Here is a 17537-nt window from a genome sequence, read left to right as displayed (position 1 = left end):
CCGCACCGTTAGCAATCGGCCGACACGGGTTATGAATCCACCGTACCTGAGCGTTTCGGTGACAGCCCATCGCGACCTACCGCCGAGCGAAAACGCCGGTTCGTGGGAATCGCCCCGCGCCGTTGGGCATTCGGCCGATGCGGGCTATGAAGTCCGCCGTACCTGAGCGTTTCGGTGATGGCCCGCCGCGATCCATCGCCAAGTGAACACCTCGGTGCGCGGGAACCGCTCCGCACCGTTGGCAATCGGCCGACGCGAGCCATGAAGTCCGCTATGCCTGAGCGTTTCGGTGGCCGCCCATCGCGATCTACTGCCGAGTGAACACGTCGGTTCGTGGGGAATCGCCCTGTGACGTCGGCGATTCGGCAGCCTGGGTCATGAAGTCGGCGGCTGTGCGCAGTAGGGAGTCGCCTGCGGTGAACGCCGAGATGTGGTCGCCGTGGTCGGTCAGCCAGAGGTGGGCGTTCGGCAGGGCCGCCGCTACTCGTTCGGAAGCGGCGGGATGGGTGGTGTGGTCGTCGCGGCTGGTGACGACGAGCGTGGGCTGCGGCACGTCGGCGAGGTACCGGCCGACGTCGGTGCTGGTCAGGGCGAAATTCAGGCGGCAGTACCGGTAGAGCAGTTCCGGGCTCGCGTATGGATACAGCACGAGGTGGGCCACCTCGGTGGGCGTATTGGTGAGCATCACCTCGCAGAAGGCGGCGTGCACGGCTGTCGCGGCGGCGCGGTCGGCCGCGGCGGTGGTGGTCAGTTCGAGCATTCCCTTCTCGTGCTTGGTCATCGGGCCGCCGTCGGCGAAGCCGTATGCGCCGTGCCATAGGCTGAGCGAGCGAATTGCCTTGGGCCGCAATGCGGCGGCCAACAATGCGATGACCGCCCCGCCGCAGAATCCGACGACGTGCGCGCTCGGCGCACCGTAATGCGCCATGACCGTGAACAGGTCGGCGGCCTGTGCCCGGCTGTCCACGGCGTAGTCACCCAAAGACCCAGGCGCACCGAACAATCCGCGGCTCTCCCAGGTCAGCACGCGACGGTCGCGGGAAAGATAGCGCACCCACGTCTCCGTGAGCGCGGCGGGCATACCGCAGGCGGGAACGAGGACGACGGTCTCCTCCCCCGCCCCTGCGGAGTAAACCTGTAGCGGCACACCATCATTCGAGGTGATGGTCTCCTGATGCGCGAATAATTCGAAACCGTCCGCCACCGCCGCCGCGGCGATCCGCTCCACCTCGCCGAGCAGATCCGCGGGAACGATCCCCGCAGCTCGCACGCAGTCGCCGAGCGCGAGCCGCTCGCTCACCACCCGCTCGAACACCTGGAGATCGTCGAACGCCACATCCTCGACCAGCACCAAACCCTCGACTCCGGCGCGCCGGGCGATCCGGTCGAGCAGTCGGCGCACCGCATGCCGTTGACCGGGCGGCCAGTGGTGCCCGGCATTCGGCACGACGCGCACCGGCGCACCGACCCCGGCGACGAGCGGCCGCACCGAGACCACGGCGGCGGCGAGCCGCGCTATCGCCGATTTCGCTTCTCTGCCAAGCATTTGCGCTCGATCACGCCCGGTCCCATGCGACCGGCAGCCGGTGCACGCCGTACATGGCGCCGATGCGCAGCGGCACCTCCTCGGGCGCGACCGCGAGGCGCAAGGTCGGAAACCGTTGCAGCAGAGCCGGATACGCGACGCGCATTTCGACGCGGGCCAGCTGCTGGCCGAGGCACTGGTGGATGCCGTGCCCGAAGGCCAGGTGGCCGACGGCGCGCCGCTGGATGTCCAGCGCGTCGGGATCCGCGAAGCGTTCCGGGTCGCGGTTGGCCGCGTGCAGCGAGAGCACCACCATGTCGCCCGGCTCGATCCGCTGCCCGTCCAGCTCGACATCGTCCAGTGCCACCCGCGCGGAGAACCACTGAATGCTCAAGTAGCGCAACAGTTCCTCGACCACCGCGTCGGAATCGCCGTCGCCGCGGCGCAGCACGGCGAGCTGATCGGGATGGGCCAGCAGCGCGAAGACGCCGAACGCGAGCATATTGGCGGTGGTGTCGAGACCGGTGCCGAGCAGCAGTGTCCCGACGCCGGTGAGCTCCTCCTCGGTGAGATCGCTCGCCGCGACATCGCTGAGCAGATCGTCGGTGGGCGTCGCGCGCTTGGCCAGCACCAGCTCGTGCATGTATTTGTCCAGTCCGGTGGTGAGCTCGACGGTCTCCTCCGGGGTCACGTCCAGTTCGTTCAGCCGGGAAAGCCGGTGGAACAGCTCCTGTTCCTGATCGGGCACGCCGAGCAGCTCGCAGATCATCGCGGTGGGAATCGGGCGGGCGAACGCCTGCACAAGATCCACCGGCGGCTCCATACCGTCCATCGCGTCGAGGCATTCGGCGGTGATCTGCTCCAGCCGGGCGGTGAGCTGGGCCATCCGGCGGACGGTGAACTTGCCCGTCAGCAGTTTCCGGAAACGCGTGTGCTCCGGCGGGTCGAAGGCGCTGAAATGCCCCGGCGGAGCCGCGGGCACCTCGACGCCCTCCGTGCCCGGAAATGGGGAGTGCATGAGCTCGTGCCGGACGCTGAAGCGCTGATCCCCGAGCACCGCACGTACCAGGGCGTGACTGGTCACCAACCACCCGCCGTATCCGCCCGGCATCGCGAGCCTGCGCAGCGGCGTCCGCTCGCGCAGTTCGGCGAGTTCCGGCGGCGGATCGAACGGTCGGTCGGCAGCGCGCATGATCGGCAGCTGCACCGGCACGGACAGGGAATCGGTCATCTCGTTCGTTCCTTATCTGAAGGCGATCAGGGGTCAGCCGAACAGTTCGGCGACGGCGTCCATATCCATCGGGATCGGGGTGAGCCGATACCCGGCCGGCGGTTCGGCGCCCGTGACGTTGCGGACCAGGAAGTCCCAGCGGCGCCGGTTGAGGTAGTGCTGATAGCCGGTGCCGAAATGGTCGGCGCCGGGCACGATGAGCAGTTCGAAATCGCGGTCGGCCCGCACCAGCGCCTCGGCCAGTCGCAGCGTCAGATCGGGTGCGACGCTGTCGTCCAGACCGCCGTGCACCAGCAGGAGTTTGCCGACGAGCCGGTCCGCGAATTCCGTATTGGCCGCCGCCGTATACGCGTCGCCGAGCGGGCCGTTGTACATCTCGGCGATACCGAGGTCGACGTAGCGCATATCGTGCATGCCGGTCTCGGCGACGCCCGCCTTGAAGACATCCGGGAAGTCGAGCAGCGCCCGCGCGGCGGCGAAACCGCCGGAGGATGTGCCGAAGACCCCGACCCGGTCCAGGTCGAGCCAGGGCCGGGTCGCGGCCAATTCACGCAGCGCCGCAACATGATCCGCGAGCCCGGCCGCGTCGGCCAACCGCCCGTACGCGGCGTCGTGGAACGCCTTGCTCCGGCCCGGCGAACCGCGCCCGTCCACCGTGATCACCGCAAAGCCAAGCGCCGCAAGCACTTCCGCGTCGGTGCCGTAATAGCCGGGATCGAAGCACGGGCTCACGCGGTTCGCGATCGGAAATCCGTATGGATGATCGAGCACCGGGTATCGCTTGTCCGGATCGAATCCGTGTGGGAGGTAAAGCATTCCGCAGATGTCGGTGGAGCCGTCGGCGGCGGTCGTCCGAAAACGCTGCGGCGGAGTCCATCCGGTCGCCACGAGCCGGGAGATATCGGCCCGTTCCAGTTCGACACGCACATCGCCGTCCCAGCCGCGCACCGTGTGCACCGGTGCGATGTCGGTGGTGGATGCCGAGTCGATGAAGTACGAACCGTCCGGCGAGACCGTCACCGCGTGGTCGAGGTCGTCATCGGTCAGCCTGGTGAAATCCGTGCCGTCGAGGCCGATCCGGCACACCGTCCTGCGATAGGGGTCCGCCGCGATCAGGCCCGACGCGAGGAAGTAGACGACGTGCTCGTCGACGTGCAGTATCTGTTGCACCACCCACTCACCGGAGGTCACCTGGTTGCGCAGCGCACCGTCCTCGATGCCGTAGCGGTACAGGTGTCCCCAGCCGTCACGCTGGGAGAACCACAGCACCTCCGACCCGAGCACCTTGACGATGGGCGCCTGCGCGAATCGCTGCGCCGGTTCGATCCAGGTCGTCGCCGACTCGGACAGGATGGTGCGCACCTCGCCGGATACCGGGTCGAGCCGGTGCAGGCTCAACTCCTTCGCGTATCGCGTCGTATTCAGGTAGTACACGGCCGAACCGTCGTCCGACCACCACGCCCACTGCCGGGCGATCGGTGAACTCATCGACATCGGGATCGGTTCGGCGAGCGCCGGAATCACCGTGCCCGCGGCGATATCCAGCACGACGAGTTCGGCCATCGGCTGATGTTCGTCACCGGGGATGGCGAAGCGCTGGGTGAGCAGTTCGGGTGCGCCGCCGTCCGCGGGCATGACGCGCGTCAGATGGGTCTCCCGGACGCCGCGCTGATCGGTCCGGTGGGTGAGTACCCGGGTCGAATCGGGCGACCACGCGACCGACGGCGGCAGATGCGGCACCCCGAGCGAGGCCAGCAGCGTCGAGTACATGAAGTAGTCCGGGTTGGATCCGTAGTCGCGTTCGCGGGTGCCGTCCTCGGTCAGCGCCCAGTCCGCGCCGCCGGTGAGCGAGCGGGCGCGCAGGTCGTATCCGGCGCGGAAGACCACGGTTTTGCCGTCGGGTGAGGCGACTTCGAGCAGATTGCCCGCCGGCCGGGCCTCGGCCGGCGCGCAGGTGTAGTCGCCGAGCGCACATCGCCAGTGCGTGCCGAACGCGTCGAATTCGATTGCGTCCCCGGCTGTTTCGATTGCGGCGAACGGCAGCGCCGCGGCATCGGCCGACTGCCCGGACGCGGACGCAAGTGCTGCTGCCAGCCGCTCGTGGTCGAATGCGGGCCGCCGGACCCCCGCGACCGGGTCGACGAGGATGAATTGCCGTCCCCGCTCGGTGTCCACCGTGTACCAGAAGCCGCCGTCCGCGGTCCAGCGCGGCCGCACCTTACCGCCGAGCACCAGCCCGGCCCGATTGTGCCGCAGCAGTTGTTCCGCCGTCCGGTAGGCGCTCGCGTCGAGTTGCATCCTGATTCCTCCGGTCAGTCGACGACGACGGGCAGTTTGGTCAGGCCGTTGAGATTCGGGCTCGTCATGAACGTCGGGGTGCCGTCCGGGTCGACGCGTAGCCCCGGAAAGCGATCGAACAGCGCGTTCATCGCGATATATCCCTCGCGCCTGGCGAGCGCGGCGCCGATGCAGAAGTGCGCGCCGCGGCCGAAGGACAGGTGCGGATTCGGTTCGCGCGCCGGGTCGAAGGTGAAGGGGTCGGCGAAGACCTCGTCGTCGCGGTTGGCCGTCGGCGACCAGACCGCGACGAACTGGTCGGGTCCGATGGTGACGCCGCCGAGTTCGACCTCGGCATTGGTGACCCGCGCCATCATGGTGATCGGCGGGAAGTAGCGCAGCGTCTCCTCCAGCAGCGTCGGCATCAGGCTCCGATCGGAGCGGACCGCTCGGTCTGCTTCCGGATACGCGTCGAGGCACAGCACGGTGCTGCCGATCAGCAGCGTCGTGGTGACATGCCCGGCCACCAGCAGCGCGTTCGCGAAGTTGACGATCTCGGGTTCGGTCAGCCGCTCACCGTCCACCTCGGCCTGGACGAGTTTGGTGAGCATGTCGTCGCACGGGTTCGCCACCCGCTCCTTCACCAGCCCGCGCAGATAATCGGTGATGTGCTTGGCCTGCGCGAGCACATCGACGATCTCGCTGTCGTTCTCGTGGTCGACCAGGGACAGTTCCGTTGTCCCGCTGAGCATTCGGTCCACCCAGCCCTGGATCAGCACATGATCGTCCGCGGGCACCCCGAGCAGTTCGGTGATCACGGTGATCGGCAGCGGGTAGGCGAAATCGGTGATCAGATCGAATCCGCGCGCACCTTCGACCTTCGACAGCAGCGTATCGACGATCGCGTGCACGCGCGGTTCCAGTTCGGCGATCGCCCGCGGGGTGAACGCGGCGGTGACCAGCTTGCGCAGCTTGGTGTGCCGCGGCGGATCCAGCTGGGTGATGGCGCCCTCGTCGAATTCGCTCTGCTCCGGGATGAGGCGGCCGGTGCCCGATGAGAAGATCGCCGGATTGTTCAGCACCTGCAGCGCGTTGGCGTGCCCGTGCACATTCCAGATGCCGGTGCGTTCGTCCAGCTCGACCCGTTTCGGCGCCCGCCCCTGCTCACCATAAATCCAGAAGAAGCGCTGTTCATCCAATTTCCATCGCTCAGCCAGTGCGGACATGGCCTCTCCCGTAATTCGCTGGTTATTTCCCGCATGATGTTTCCGAGGTGGCGGAATGTCGACTGATTGTTTCAGATCCGCCGCGCCGGTGTCGATATGAACGGCCTTTCACAAATGTCCCGTCGCCAGGACATCGGGATGCCCGACAGCACGGTTACCGCCCCGCCCGCGACGGTAAAATTCTGATGGCGCAGCCGGTTCGTCCCCGGCCGAAAATGCTCAACCGGCGAGCCATGGATCAGATCGGCGTACAAGAATGTTAGCCGAATAGTCGAAGGGAATTCAGAATGCTCGACGCCGATACCCTCGCCCGGGAGTACGAAGAGAACGGATTCGCGATAATCCGCAATGTCCTGGACGCCGAGCTGATAAAAGAGGCGCAGGCGCATGTCGAATGGCTCGGCCGGCGTTATCCGCAGCTGCGGCCGGAAGAGTATCACCACCCGCTGATGCGCAACGATGCCTTTTGGGTGCGCCTGGTCACCGACGACCGGCTCGTTGACATCGCCGAATTATTCCTCGGGCCTGATCTGGCCTGCTTCACCGCGCACTACGTATGCAAACCGCCGAAGGACGGCAGGCCGGTGCTGTGGCATCAGGACGGCGCCTATTGGAAATTGCGGCCGCTGGTCGCGCTGACCGTCTGGGTGGCCATCGACCCGTCCAATACGAGCAACGGGTGCCTGCGCATCGTGCCGGGCAGCCACCGGGTGCCGATCATTCCGCCGGAATCCCGCACCGACACCCCCAATATGCTCTATTCGCAGACCAGCCAGGAGTTGGTCGACGAATGGGTGGCCAAGGCGGGCATCGTCGATATCGAACTCGCGCCCGGTGACGTATCCATCCACCACCCGAATATCCTGCACTATTCCGAACCCAATGCCTCGGACAATCGGCGCTGCGGCCTGGACATCGGCTATATCGCGACCTCGACGACGGTGGCGAACGAAGGTCTCTACCTGGACCCGATCCTGGTGCGCGGCAAGCGCGGAACGGCGGCCAACAACTATCGCAATTACCCGGTCTATTCCGCCGAGGAGACCATTCCGTTCCGCGGGCACGACGCATGGAACGACCGCATCGCGCAGCTCAACGCGCGCAACGGATTCACCGCGCCCGCGCCGGGGGAAACGCCGCTGCAAACCACGCACCGGATGGTTCAGCGGCTGCAAGAAGGAACGGTCAGCAGGTAGCCGACATCGGAAGAGCGAGTCCTCTCGGGGAGGACTCGCTCTTTTCGTAGCGGGTTAGGCCGTGCGCAGCGGCAGGGTCTGCACGCCGGTCATACCGGGATTCGGGATGAACGTCGGCGGGTTGTCCGGATCGGTGCGCAAAACCGGGTAGCGGTCGAGCAGCACGTTCAGCGCGACCTTCGCCTCCAGCCGGGACAGCGGGCCGCCGAGGCAGAAGTGCAGGCCGCGGCCGAAGGTCAGATGCGGGTTCGGATCCCTGGTCGGGTCGAAGACGTGCGGGTCGGCGAATCGGCGCTCGTCCCGGTTCGCCGCACCTAGACCGAGCATGATCATCTGATCCTTCGGCACCACCCGCCCCGCGATCTCCACCTCGGCGAGGGTGGAACGCGCGACCGCGGGCAGCGGGCTGACCAGGCGCATCGTCTCCTCGACGAACGGCGGCAGCAGCGAGCGGTCCGCACGCACCCGCGCCGTCCAGTCCGGTTCGGCATCCATGCACAGCACGGTGTTGCCGAGCATCATCGTGGTGGTGATATGCCCGACCAGCAGCAGCATGACCGCGAAATTCACCAGTTCGGTATCGGTGAGCCGCTCGCCGTCGATCTCGGCCGCGACGAGTTGGCTCAGCAAATCCTCGCGGGGCGCCCGCTTGCGCTCGTTCGCATGCTCGAGCATGTAGGCGAACATCGGCTGCACCTTATCGATGAGCCGTTCGCCCTCCGGCGGGCGCTCCTCGTCCTGATTGGCCAGCGAGAGCTGATAGGTGTTTTCCAGCAGAATCGTGGCCCAGTCGCGGAAAAGGTCGCGGTCGGAACCCGGGATGCCGAGCAATTCGGCGATCACGATCACCGGCAGCGGATACGCGAGCGCGGTGACCAGCTCGATTTCGTCCCGGCCCGCGACGGCGTCGAGCAATTCGACGGTGACCTCACGAATGCGCGGCTCCAGATCGGCCACGATTTTCGGGGTGAACGCCTTGGTGACCAACGCGCGCAGTTTGCGATGTTCCTCGCCGTCCAGCTGGATGAGATTACCCTCCTTGTGTTCCTGGACATCCGGCGAACTGAACAGGCGCTTGATATCGGACGAGAAATTCACCGTATCACCGAAAATTCGCACGATATCGTCGTATCCGTAGACGTCCCAGCGGCCGAACGCCTCGTCGAAACGAATCGGCTCGGCCGGCGGTTGGCCGTGCATCCAGAAATGGTCGGGCTGGATTTTCCAGCGATCGGCCATATCGACCATCGGATAGTTTGTCATCGAAATACCCCTTCGAAGAGCTGAACCGCAAAGTCAACGATATTCAGCGATTTTCGCCCGGCACAAGGACGCTGTCTCGTCGACAGGACAGCCGCGGCATTATGCGGTGCCCGCGGCGTCCGCGGCCATCGCGTCGCGCAGACTTTTCGGACGCATATCCGTCCAGGTCTGCTCGATGTGGTCCAGGCAGCGCTGTCTGGTCTCCGGGCCGAGCACCACCCGCCAGCCCGCGGGCACATCGGCGAACGTCGGCCACAGCGAGTACTGCTCCTCCGCGTTGATCAAGACGAAGAACTCGCCGTCCTCGTCGTCGAACGGGTTGGTGCTCATATCTCCTCCTGAATTCGGATATCGGTGAACGCTCGGGCGATCTCGGCGCAGATGATCGCCGCGTATTTCGGCTGGGACATCTCGCGGTGATCGCATTCGATGTTGTGCACGCGGATTTCGCCGAGCACATAGGGCCGCCATTGGTCGGGAAAGTGGTGATCGTTGACCACCGCATTGAAGAACAGCACATCACCGTCGAAAACCGGGGTGTGCGAAGAGAATTCGTCGAGCAGCACCGCCTGCTCCCTGGTGAGCACGGCGATGGTGCGCAGCAGTTCCTCGAATTCCGTTTCGTCCTCGGACAATCCGAGATAGTCCCGGACCATCTGCCGGTTCCCCTCGTCCCGCACCACCTCGTCATCGGAAATGCTCGCCGCGGCGCCGTGCCCGGCGTGGGTGGAGGCGTCCATCATCACCAGCAGGTCCACCCGGTGTCCGCGGCGCCGCAGCTCGACGGCCATCGCGTGGGCGTACGCGCCGCCCGCCGACCAGCCCATCAGGTGATACGGCCCATCGGGTTGGCAGGCCAGCACATGCCCGACGTACTCGTCCACCATCTCCTCCACCGAGGTCGATTTCGGCCGGGTCCGGTCGTATTCGCGCGCTTGGATGCCGTAGAGCTGCCGGTCGGGCAGATAGTTGACGAAGGCCAGATACGGCCAGCAGAGTCCGCCGCCGCCCCGGATCATCCACAGCGGCGGCCACTGCCCATCGGTCCTGATCGGCAGCACCGGCGCGAACGGATCCTCCGAATCACCTGCGCCGGAACGGATTTCGGCCGCCAGATCGGCGACGATGGAATGCTGGAACACCGTGCGCACCGGTACCGGGATACCCAGCTTCGCCTTGATCCGGCTGGCCAGCCGGATGGCCAGCAGCGAGTGACCGCCGAGGTCGAAGAAATCGTCATCGATGCCGACCCGATCCACGCCGAGCAGCTCGCCGAACAGTGCGGCCAGCGCCGCCTCGTCGGCGGTGCGCGGCGGCCGGTATTCGGCGGCCGTGAACTCCGGATCCGGCAGCGCGGCCCGGTCCAGCTTGCGGTTCGGCGCCAGCGGCAGCCGGTCGAGCGGCACCACCGCCGACGGCACCATGAAGGCGGGCAGCCGCGTGGCCAGGTAGGCCCGCAGGTCCTCGGGTTGGTCCGCGACCACATAGGCGACCAGTCGCGTGCCCGCCGCGCCGTCGCGGGCGACCACCGCGGCCTGCGTGACGGCGGGATGCTCCAGCAGGGCGGCCTCGATCTCGCCGGGTTCGATACGGAACCCGCGCACCTTCACCTGACTATCCGCCCGCCCACGGAAAACCAACTGCCGCAACGGATTCCACGCGGCCAGATCGCCGGTGCGATACATCCGTTCGCCCCGGTCGAACGGCGAGGCGACGAATCGCTCCGCGGTGCGGCCGGGTCTGCCGAGATATCCGCGCGCCAGGCCGATACCCGCGACATACAGTTCGCCGACGACACCCGGTGGGACCGGCCGCAACCCGGCGTCGAGCAGATAGACCCGCATGTTGTCCATGGGCAGGCCGATCGGCAGCTCGGCGGCCCGCGGTTCCTCGGTCACCGGATGGCGGGTGGCCAGCACGGTCACCTCACTCGGGCCGTACAGGTTGACGACGGTCAGCCCAGGATTCGCCGCAATGGCACGGGCCACCGCGGCCGGCGCGACCACATCGGCGCCCACCCACACCTCACGCAACCCGGCCAGACAGCCCGGATCCTGTTCGACCAACACCGCGAAGAATCCGGCCATCAGAAATACCGCGGTCAACCGATGACGAACCACCAAGGCCGCCAACTCATCCGCATCCAACTCCGCCTGCGGCGCAACAACAATCCGCCCGCCACCGAGCAACGGAATCCACAACTCCAACGCCGCCGCATCGAACGAATGCGGCGAATGCAACAGCACCGCCCCATGCGCCCCCCGCCAACGCCGATCCACCGCCATCCCCACCACATCCCGGTGCGTCACGGCGACCCCCTTGGGGACACCGGTCGAGCCAGAGGTGTACACGACGTACGCCAGCTGGTCACCGTCGATCCGCGGCGGCCCGAATCCGTTCGTCGCCCGCGCGAGCTCATCGTCCGTTGGCGGTGTGACTTCGCTTGTTGCCGTGCGGATTTCGTCACCGGTCGACAGCGACACGAATCCACCGGCCGCCCACGCCAGTCCATCCCCCGTTGGCGGCCCGAATTCGCCTGTTGCCGTGCGGAGTTCATCGATGACTACTCGCGGGCGGCCGTCAGAGGCTGGTCGCTCGGCGAATTCGGCGGTGCACAGCACCAGTAGTGGCCGGGCGTCGCGCAGCATGAACTCCACACGCTCGGCGGGGTAGCCCAGATCGATGGGCAGGTATGCGCCACCGGCCCGCAGTACAGCCAGTAGGGCGAGCACGAGATCGATCGATCTCGGTAGCGCGACCGCGACTATCGACTCTGGGCCGACGCCGAATTTCGTTAGCGCGCAGGCTATCCGGTTCGCCGCGTGGTCGAGGGCGCGGTAGGTCAGCGACGTGGCGCCGTCGGTGATCGCGATCGCGTCCGGCACCGTGTCGACCTGTTTCTGGAACAGTGCGGGGATGGTGTTCAGAGGTAGCGGGGCGGTCGTCTCGTTGGGTTCGCGGACGAATCGGTCGAATTCGCCGGGTTCGAAGACGTCGAACGCGCCCGTCCGTGCCGCCGGATCGGCGACCGCCCGTTCCAGCACCCGCTGGAATCGGTTGACCAGCTTGGCAACGGTGTCTCGGTCGAACAGGTCGGCATCGAATTCGACGTAGCCCGCCGCGCCGCGACCGGGGTCGGGTGCCAGGTTGAAGAAGAGGTCGAACTTCGGCGCGCCGGTGTCGGGGACCGGCTCGATGGTCGCGACCAGCCCGGGTAGGCGCAGTTCGGCGGCCGGGCTGTTCTGCCAGGCCAGCACCACCTGACAGAGCGGGTGGTGGCCTGCGGCGCGGTTCGGGTTGAGGACGCCGACGAGGTGGTCGAACGGCACGTCCTGGTTGTCGTATGCCGTCAGGGCCCGGTCTCGCACCTGGTCGAGCACCTGCTCGAACGACGGGTCGCCGTTCAAGCGCACGCGCAGCACCCAGATGTTGACGAACAGGCCGATGAGGTCGGTGAGTGCGTGATCGACGCGGCCCGCCTGCGGTGCGCCGATCGTGATGTCGGCGCCGCCGCCCATCCGATGCAGCAGCACGGCGAGCGCGGCCTGCAATGTCATCGAGACCGTCATCCTGCGATCGCGCGACAGCTCCTCGACGCGGGCCAGCAGGGCCGGGTCGATGGTGAATTCGACCTTGTCGGCGCGCAGTCCGCCGGTCGCGCGGCGGGGCCGGTCCAGCGGCAGCGGCAGCGGCTCCGGAACTCCGGCCAGTTCCCGCCGCCAATGCTCAACTTGGTTGGCCAGCAGGCTATCCGGATCGGACGCGTCGCCGAGCATCCGTCGCTGCCAGATGGCGTAGTCCGCGTACTGCACCGCCAACGGCTGCCAGGCGGGCGGGCGGCCCTGCTCCCGCGCGCTGTACGCCAGTGCGAGATCGCGCACCAGCGGGGCCGCGGAACTGCCGTCGCCCGCCACGTGATGCAGCACGAGAGCCAGCACATTGTCGTCGTCCGCGATTCGAAACACCTTGGCGCGCAGGGGAATTTCGCTGGCCAGATCGAAACGGTGAGTGGCCGCGGCGGCCATGGCGGCGGGTAGATCCGGCGGGGCGATATCGCGGACCTCGATGGCGGAGTGCACCCGCTCGGGTGGCAGCACCCACTGGTACGGCAGGCCGTCGTCGTCCTCGGCGATGATCGTGCGCAGGCTTTCGTGCCTGGCGAGCACATCGTGCAGCGCCGAGCGCAGCGCGGCCACATCGAGCTTGCCGCGCAACCGCAGCATCGTCGGCATGTTGTAGGTGGTCGAGGAATCCTCGAAGCGGTGCAGGAACCAGACTCGCTGCTGAGCGAAGGAGAGCGGCACCCGCTCGGGACGGGCCTGCGGGATCAGCGGCGGCCGGGTCCGCTGCCCGGTGTCCATGACGGCGGCCAGTTCGGCGACGGTGCTCGCCTCGAAAACGGTGCGCACCGGCACCTCGACCCCCAGTTCTGCCCGGATCCGGCCGACCAGCCGTATCGCCAGCAGGGAATGCCCACCGATGGCGAAGAAGTCGTCGTCGACGCCGACCCGGCTCAGGCCGAGGACCTCGGCGAACAGCCCGGCCAGAATGCCCTCCTGCGGGGTGCTCGCACCCCGCCCACCGGCCGCGTAATCCGGTGCGGGCAGCGCACGGCGATCCAGTTTTCCGTTGGGCGTCAACGGAATCGAGCCGATGGCGACGACCGCGGACGGCACCATGTATTCCGGCAATCGCTCGGCCAGGTAGCCGCGCAGTGCGGACAGCATCGGTCCGACCTCGCGGATATTCGCCGGATTGTTGGACAGCGTCAGGTCGGTTCGCGCGCCGGGGCGATAGCAGTCGGTCAGCGGGTACGAATCGCGCACCGCGTCAAGGGATTCCAGCCGGAGCACGGCGTCGAATTCGGCGGGGGCAGCCGACCAGGTGACGAGCGAATCCCAGCCGAGCGCCGCCGCCCGGTCGCGCAGTTGCTGCGGGTCGATGCCGGACGGGATGAGGCGAGCGTTCGGAATACCGGCGATCCGTGTCGCGCCGACGCGTCGGCAGAACTTCTCGGCACCAATCAGATCGTGCACGTCTTCACCCCACACCGCCGTCGGCAAGCCTCGCAACGAAACCAGCTGGGTCGGGGCTTTGTGCAGGACTACCTCGTAGCGATGCTGGGTCAGCTCGTTGTGCGCCGAACCGCCCTTCAACCGAATGTCGACACCGGCGGCGTTGCGGACGGCCCAGCGGGTGAACCACTCCGGATCGAGCACCAACTCCTTCTCCATGAAGACGGCGTGCTCGACCGCGGCCCGCACCGCGGATTCGGCGGCGCTCGGATACCGCGTCCGGTAGACGGCGGTGTGCAGCAGCCGCAGCGTGCGGGCATTGCGCACATCGCCGATGAAGATGCGGCCGCCGGGAGCCAGCAACTCCATCGCCGCGGTCAGGGTTTTATCGAGATAGTCGGCCGTCGGGAAGTATTGAACGACCGAATTCAGCACGACGGTGTCGAAGGCGCCCGCGGGGAGATCGGCCAGTTCGTCGGCGGCTCGGCAATGCAGTCGAACCCGGTCGGCCCAGCCCGCCTCGGTCACCTGGGCCCGCAGCCGCTCGATCGCGTTCGCGGAGAAATCGGTTCCCCAGTATTCGTCGACATGCGAAACAAGTTGTGCGAGTAGCAATCCGGATCCGACACCGATCTCCAACACCCGATACCGCGCAACGGTCGCGCCCGCCCGGCGCGGCAGCGTGGACAGCACTCGCTCGACGGCGGCGGCGCGCCACTCCCGCATTTCGGCGAGCGGGATGGGTTTGTCCGTATAGCTGGAGTTCCAGCCGGAGAAATCCTCGCCGAATTCGGCGGGCCGCGCGGTGTACATGCGCTCGTAGACCTCGCGCCATTCGTGCACCTGCTCTGCGGCGGAGCCGCCGGACAGATCTGGAACCACGTAGGCGACCAGACTATCCTCGCCCGCCACCACCACCGCCTGTGCGACGGCAGGATGTTCGGTCAGCGCGGCGGCCACCTCCCCCGGCTCTATCCGGAAGCCCCTGACCTTCACCTGATCGTCCACCCGGCCGTGAAAATCCAGTTCACCGGCCGAATTCCAGGAAACCAGATCGCCGGTGCGGTACATCCGTTCATCGGCGGCGAAGGGGCAGGCCACGAAGCGGGCCGCGCTCAGGCCGGGACGCCGCAGGTACCCGCGCGCCAAACCCGTTCCCGCTACATACAATTCACCGACCACGCCCGGCGGGACCGGCCGTAGGCGCTCGTCGAGCACATAGACCCGCATATTGTCCATCGGCGCACCGATCGGCACACTCGGGCCGACGGATTCGCCCACCCGATGGCATGTAGCGAAAACCGTTGTCTCCGTTGGCCCGTAGCCGTTGACCACGGCAAGACCTGGACATGCCGCAAGCACCTTCGCGACGGCGCTGGGCGAGACGACATCACCGCCGACCCACACCTCGCGCGTCCCGGCCAGACAACCGGGATCCTGATCGACAACGGCGGCGAACAGTCCCGCGGTCAACCACAACGCAGTCAGCCGCTCACCGGCGACCAGCGCGGAAAGCGCTGCCGCGTCGAGAGATCCGGCCGGTGCGACGACCAGCCGACCCCCACCCAACAGCGGAACCCACAACTCGAAGGTCGACGAATCGAAAACATGCGGCGAATGCAACAGCACCCGTTCATGCGCGCCAACGCGATACCGCTGATCCGCCGCCAGGCTCACCACATTCCGATGCGTCACCGCAATACCTTTGGGCACCCCCGTCGAGCCGGAGGTGTACATGACGTATGCGAGCCGATCGCCGCCGGTAGAATCCGCTGAAGGTTTTGTGGCGGTGCGTGTTTCACCGATCCGCACCGACGGCGGTCCATCCGGCCGATCCGAACTCCCATCCTCGGCGACAGTGCGGGAAACCCGCTCATCACCGGCACGGTTCGGCGGCACCGCTCCAGCTCCGCGCGACTCACCAATTTCCCTCGGCGACAACCCATCCAACGAGGATTCGGCGTCGGTGCTACGGGAAAACCGATCGCCACCAACCGAATCCGGAGACAGCGTGGAGGCGGCATGCAGATCATCGATCCGCAACGGCGGCAAACCATCTGGTGGCGGGAAAGTCCCGTCCGTGATCACTACGGCGGGCGCGGCGTCGCGCAGCATGAACGCCACTCGATCGGCCGGGTAGTCGAGATCGATCGGCAGGTAGGCGCCGCCAGCCTTCAGTATTGCGAGGAAGGCGATTACGAGGTCGGGTGAGCGCGGTAGGGCTACGGCCACCAGTGCTTCCGGGCCGACGCCGTGACGGATGAGTTCGGCCGCCATGGCATCCGAGCGATGGTCCAGATCTCGATAGCTCAGGATCGTGTCCGCGGATTCCACCGCGACGGCGTCCGGGTCCGCGGCGGCTCGGCGGGCGAACGCCTCGTGAATCGACAGGTCCGGCGCCGGGGTCGCGGTGTCGTTCAGCGCGTAGAGCAACCAGTCCGCTTCGCCCGGTCGCAGTACGTCGATCGCGCCGACCGGGTCGTGCGGTGCGGCGACGATCCGGCGGAGCACCCCGCACAGCCGCACTCCGATCAGCTCGACGGTCGATCGGTCGAAAAGGTCTGTGGCGTACTCGATTACGCCGCGCACGCCCTGGCCCGATTCATCCGGGCCGAGGTTGAAGAACAGGTCGAATTTCGCGGTGCTGGTGGCGAACAGCTGCGGGGTGATCACCAGATCCGGCAGCTCGAGATCGAGCCGCGCGAAGTTCTGCCACGCGAACATGACCTGGAAGAACGGGTGGTAGGCCAGCGAGCGGTCCGGGTTGAGCAATTCGACGAGCCGCTCGAACGGCGCGTCCTGATTCTCGTATGCGGCGAGCGCCTTCTCGCGCACCTGCCGCAGCACCCGGTCGAACGACGGGTTCCCGGCCAGCGCGACCCGCAAAACCCAAGTGTTGACGAAGAATCCGACCATATCGGTGAGCGCCTCGTCGGTGCGGCCGGCGATCGGCGAACCCATCGCGAGATCGTCGCCGGCGCCGAGCCGGTGCAGCAGCACGGCGACGGCGGCCTGGAATACCATGGATACCGTTACGTCGTTGGCGTGGGCCAATTCTCGAAGGGCGGCGAACAGCTCGGGTTCGATGATCAGATCGACGGCCCCGCCGCCGTTGCCCATGATCGCGGGCCGCGGCCGGTCCACCGGCAACCGGATCGGCTGCGGAATGCCCGCCAACTCCTGCCGCCAATAGGCAACCTGAGCGGCGAGCAGGCTATCGGCATCGGATTCGCTGCCGAGCAGTTCCTGCTGCCACAGCGTGTAGTCGACGTACCGGACCGGCAGCGGAATCCAGTCGGGCGTCTCGCCCGCGCGCCGCGCCTCGTATGCGGTCGCCAGATCGCGCAGGAACGGCACCACCGAGCCGCCGTCCGCGCAGATGTGGTGGATCATCAGCACCAACACGTGCTCGGTCGCCGAACAGCGCAGCACCCGCGCGCGGATCGGGATCTCCGCGGCCAGGGTGAACGGGCGGTCGTACAGTTGGGCGACGACCGCGTCGACCTCGGCGGTCGGCACCGATTTCATGGATACGTCCAGCACCACGTCGTCGACGGGCAGCACCCGCTGCATCGGGGTGCCCGCATCGTCCTCGACGATCAGCGTGCGCAGGCTGTCGTGCCGGGCGACCACGTCACCGATCGCCACCACCAGCGCGTCGACGTCGAGCGTGCCGCGCAGCCAGAACACCGCGGGAATGTTGTAGGTGGCCGATGGTCCGGTGAAACGGTACAGAAACCACAGGCGCCGCTGCGCGAAAGATAACGGGACCATGTCACTCCTCAGCCATCCGGCGCAGCCGCG

At 67.0% G+C, this 17537-nt stretch carries 8 protein-coding genes; 1 reads left to right on the top strand and 7 read right to left on the bottom strand.

Features of this window, described 5'->3' with window-relative positions:
* Positions 1 to 307: 307 nt before the first annotated feature.
* From LGY53_RS12625 to LGY53_RS12610, 4 genes are read right to left on the bottom strand one after another with little or no spacing between them, the layout of a single operon-like run.
* Positions 308 to 1546, bottom strand: coding sequence for an alpha/beta fold hydrolase (locus LGY53_RS12625; RefSeq protein ID WP_225726868.1), 1239 nt, complete (start codon positions 1544 to 1546; stop codon positions 308 to 310).
* Positions 1547 to 1556: 10 nt separating this feature from the next.
* Entirely contained in the window at positions 1557 to 2756 is a 1200-nt protein-coding gene (locus LGY53_RS12620) for a cytochrome P450 (RefSeq protein ID WP_225726867.1), read from the bottom strand.
* A 33-nt stretch (positions 2757 to 2789) separates the two neighbouring features.
* On the bottom strand, positions 2790 to 5054 hold the full coding sequence (locus LGY53_RS12615; protein WP_225726866.1) for a DPP IV N-terminal domain-containing protein: 2265 nt from the start codon (positions 5052 to 5054) through the stop codon (positions 2790 to 2792).
* A gap of 14 nt (positions 5055 to 5068) precedes the next feature.
* A complete protein-coding gene (locus LGY53_RS12610) occupies positions 5069 to 6259 on the bottom strand; it encodes a cytochrome P450 (protein WP_225726865.1) in 1191 nt (396 codons plus the stop codon).
* Positions 6260 to 6546: 287 nt separating this feature from the next.
* On the opposite strand from LGY53_RS12610, the gene LGY53_RS12605 reads away from it, so the two are divergent.
* Positions 6547 to 7455: a phytanoyl-CoA dioxygenase family protein gene (locus tag LGY53_RS12605; RefSeq protein ID WP_225726864.1), complete on the top strand. Its 909-nt coding sequence runs from the start codon at positions 6547 to 6549 to the stop codon at positions 7453 to 7455.
* Positions 7456 to 7509: 54 nt separating this feature from the next.
* Here LGY53_RS12605 and LGY53_RS12600 read toward each other — a convergent pair whose 3' ends face one another.
* The 3 genes from LGY53_RS12600 to LGY53_RS12590 form a co-directional block, all read right to left on the bottom strand.
* Positions 7510 to 8718, bottom strand: a complete 1209-nt coding sequence (locus LGY53_RS12600) for a cytochrome P450 (RefSeq protein ID WP_225726863.1) — start codon at positions 8716 to 8718, stop codon at positions 7510 to 7512.
* A gap of 99 nt (positions 8719 to 8817) precedes the next feature.
* Positions 8818 to 9048, bottom strand: coding sequence for an MbtH family protein (locus LGY53_RS12595; protein WP_225726862.1), 231 nt, complete (start codon positions 9046 to 9048; stop codon positions 8818 to 8820).
* Positions 9045 to 17507, bottom strand: a complete 8463-nt coding sequence (locus tag LGY53_RS12590; RefSeq protein ID WP_225726861.1) for a non-ribosomal peptide synthetase — start codon at positions 17505 to 17507, stop codon at positions 9045 to 9047. The genes LGY53_RS12595 and LGY53_RS12590 overlap by 4 nt, the downstream gene beginning before the upstream one ends.
* Positions 17508 to 17537 lie beyond the last annotated feature (30 nt).

The organism is Nocardia sp. JCM 34519.1 (genome assembly GCF_020361265.1).
GTDB classification, from domain to species: domain Bacteria; phylum Actinomycetota; class Actinomycetes; order Mycobacteriales; family Mycobacteriaceae; genus Nocardia; species Nocardia arthritidis_A.
The sequence above is the reverse complement of the archived record's forward strand: the minus strand, read 5'-3'. Positions and strand labels throughout refer to the sequence as shown.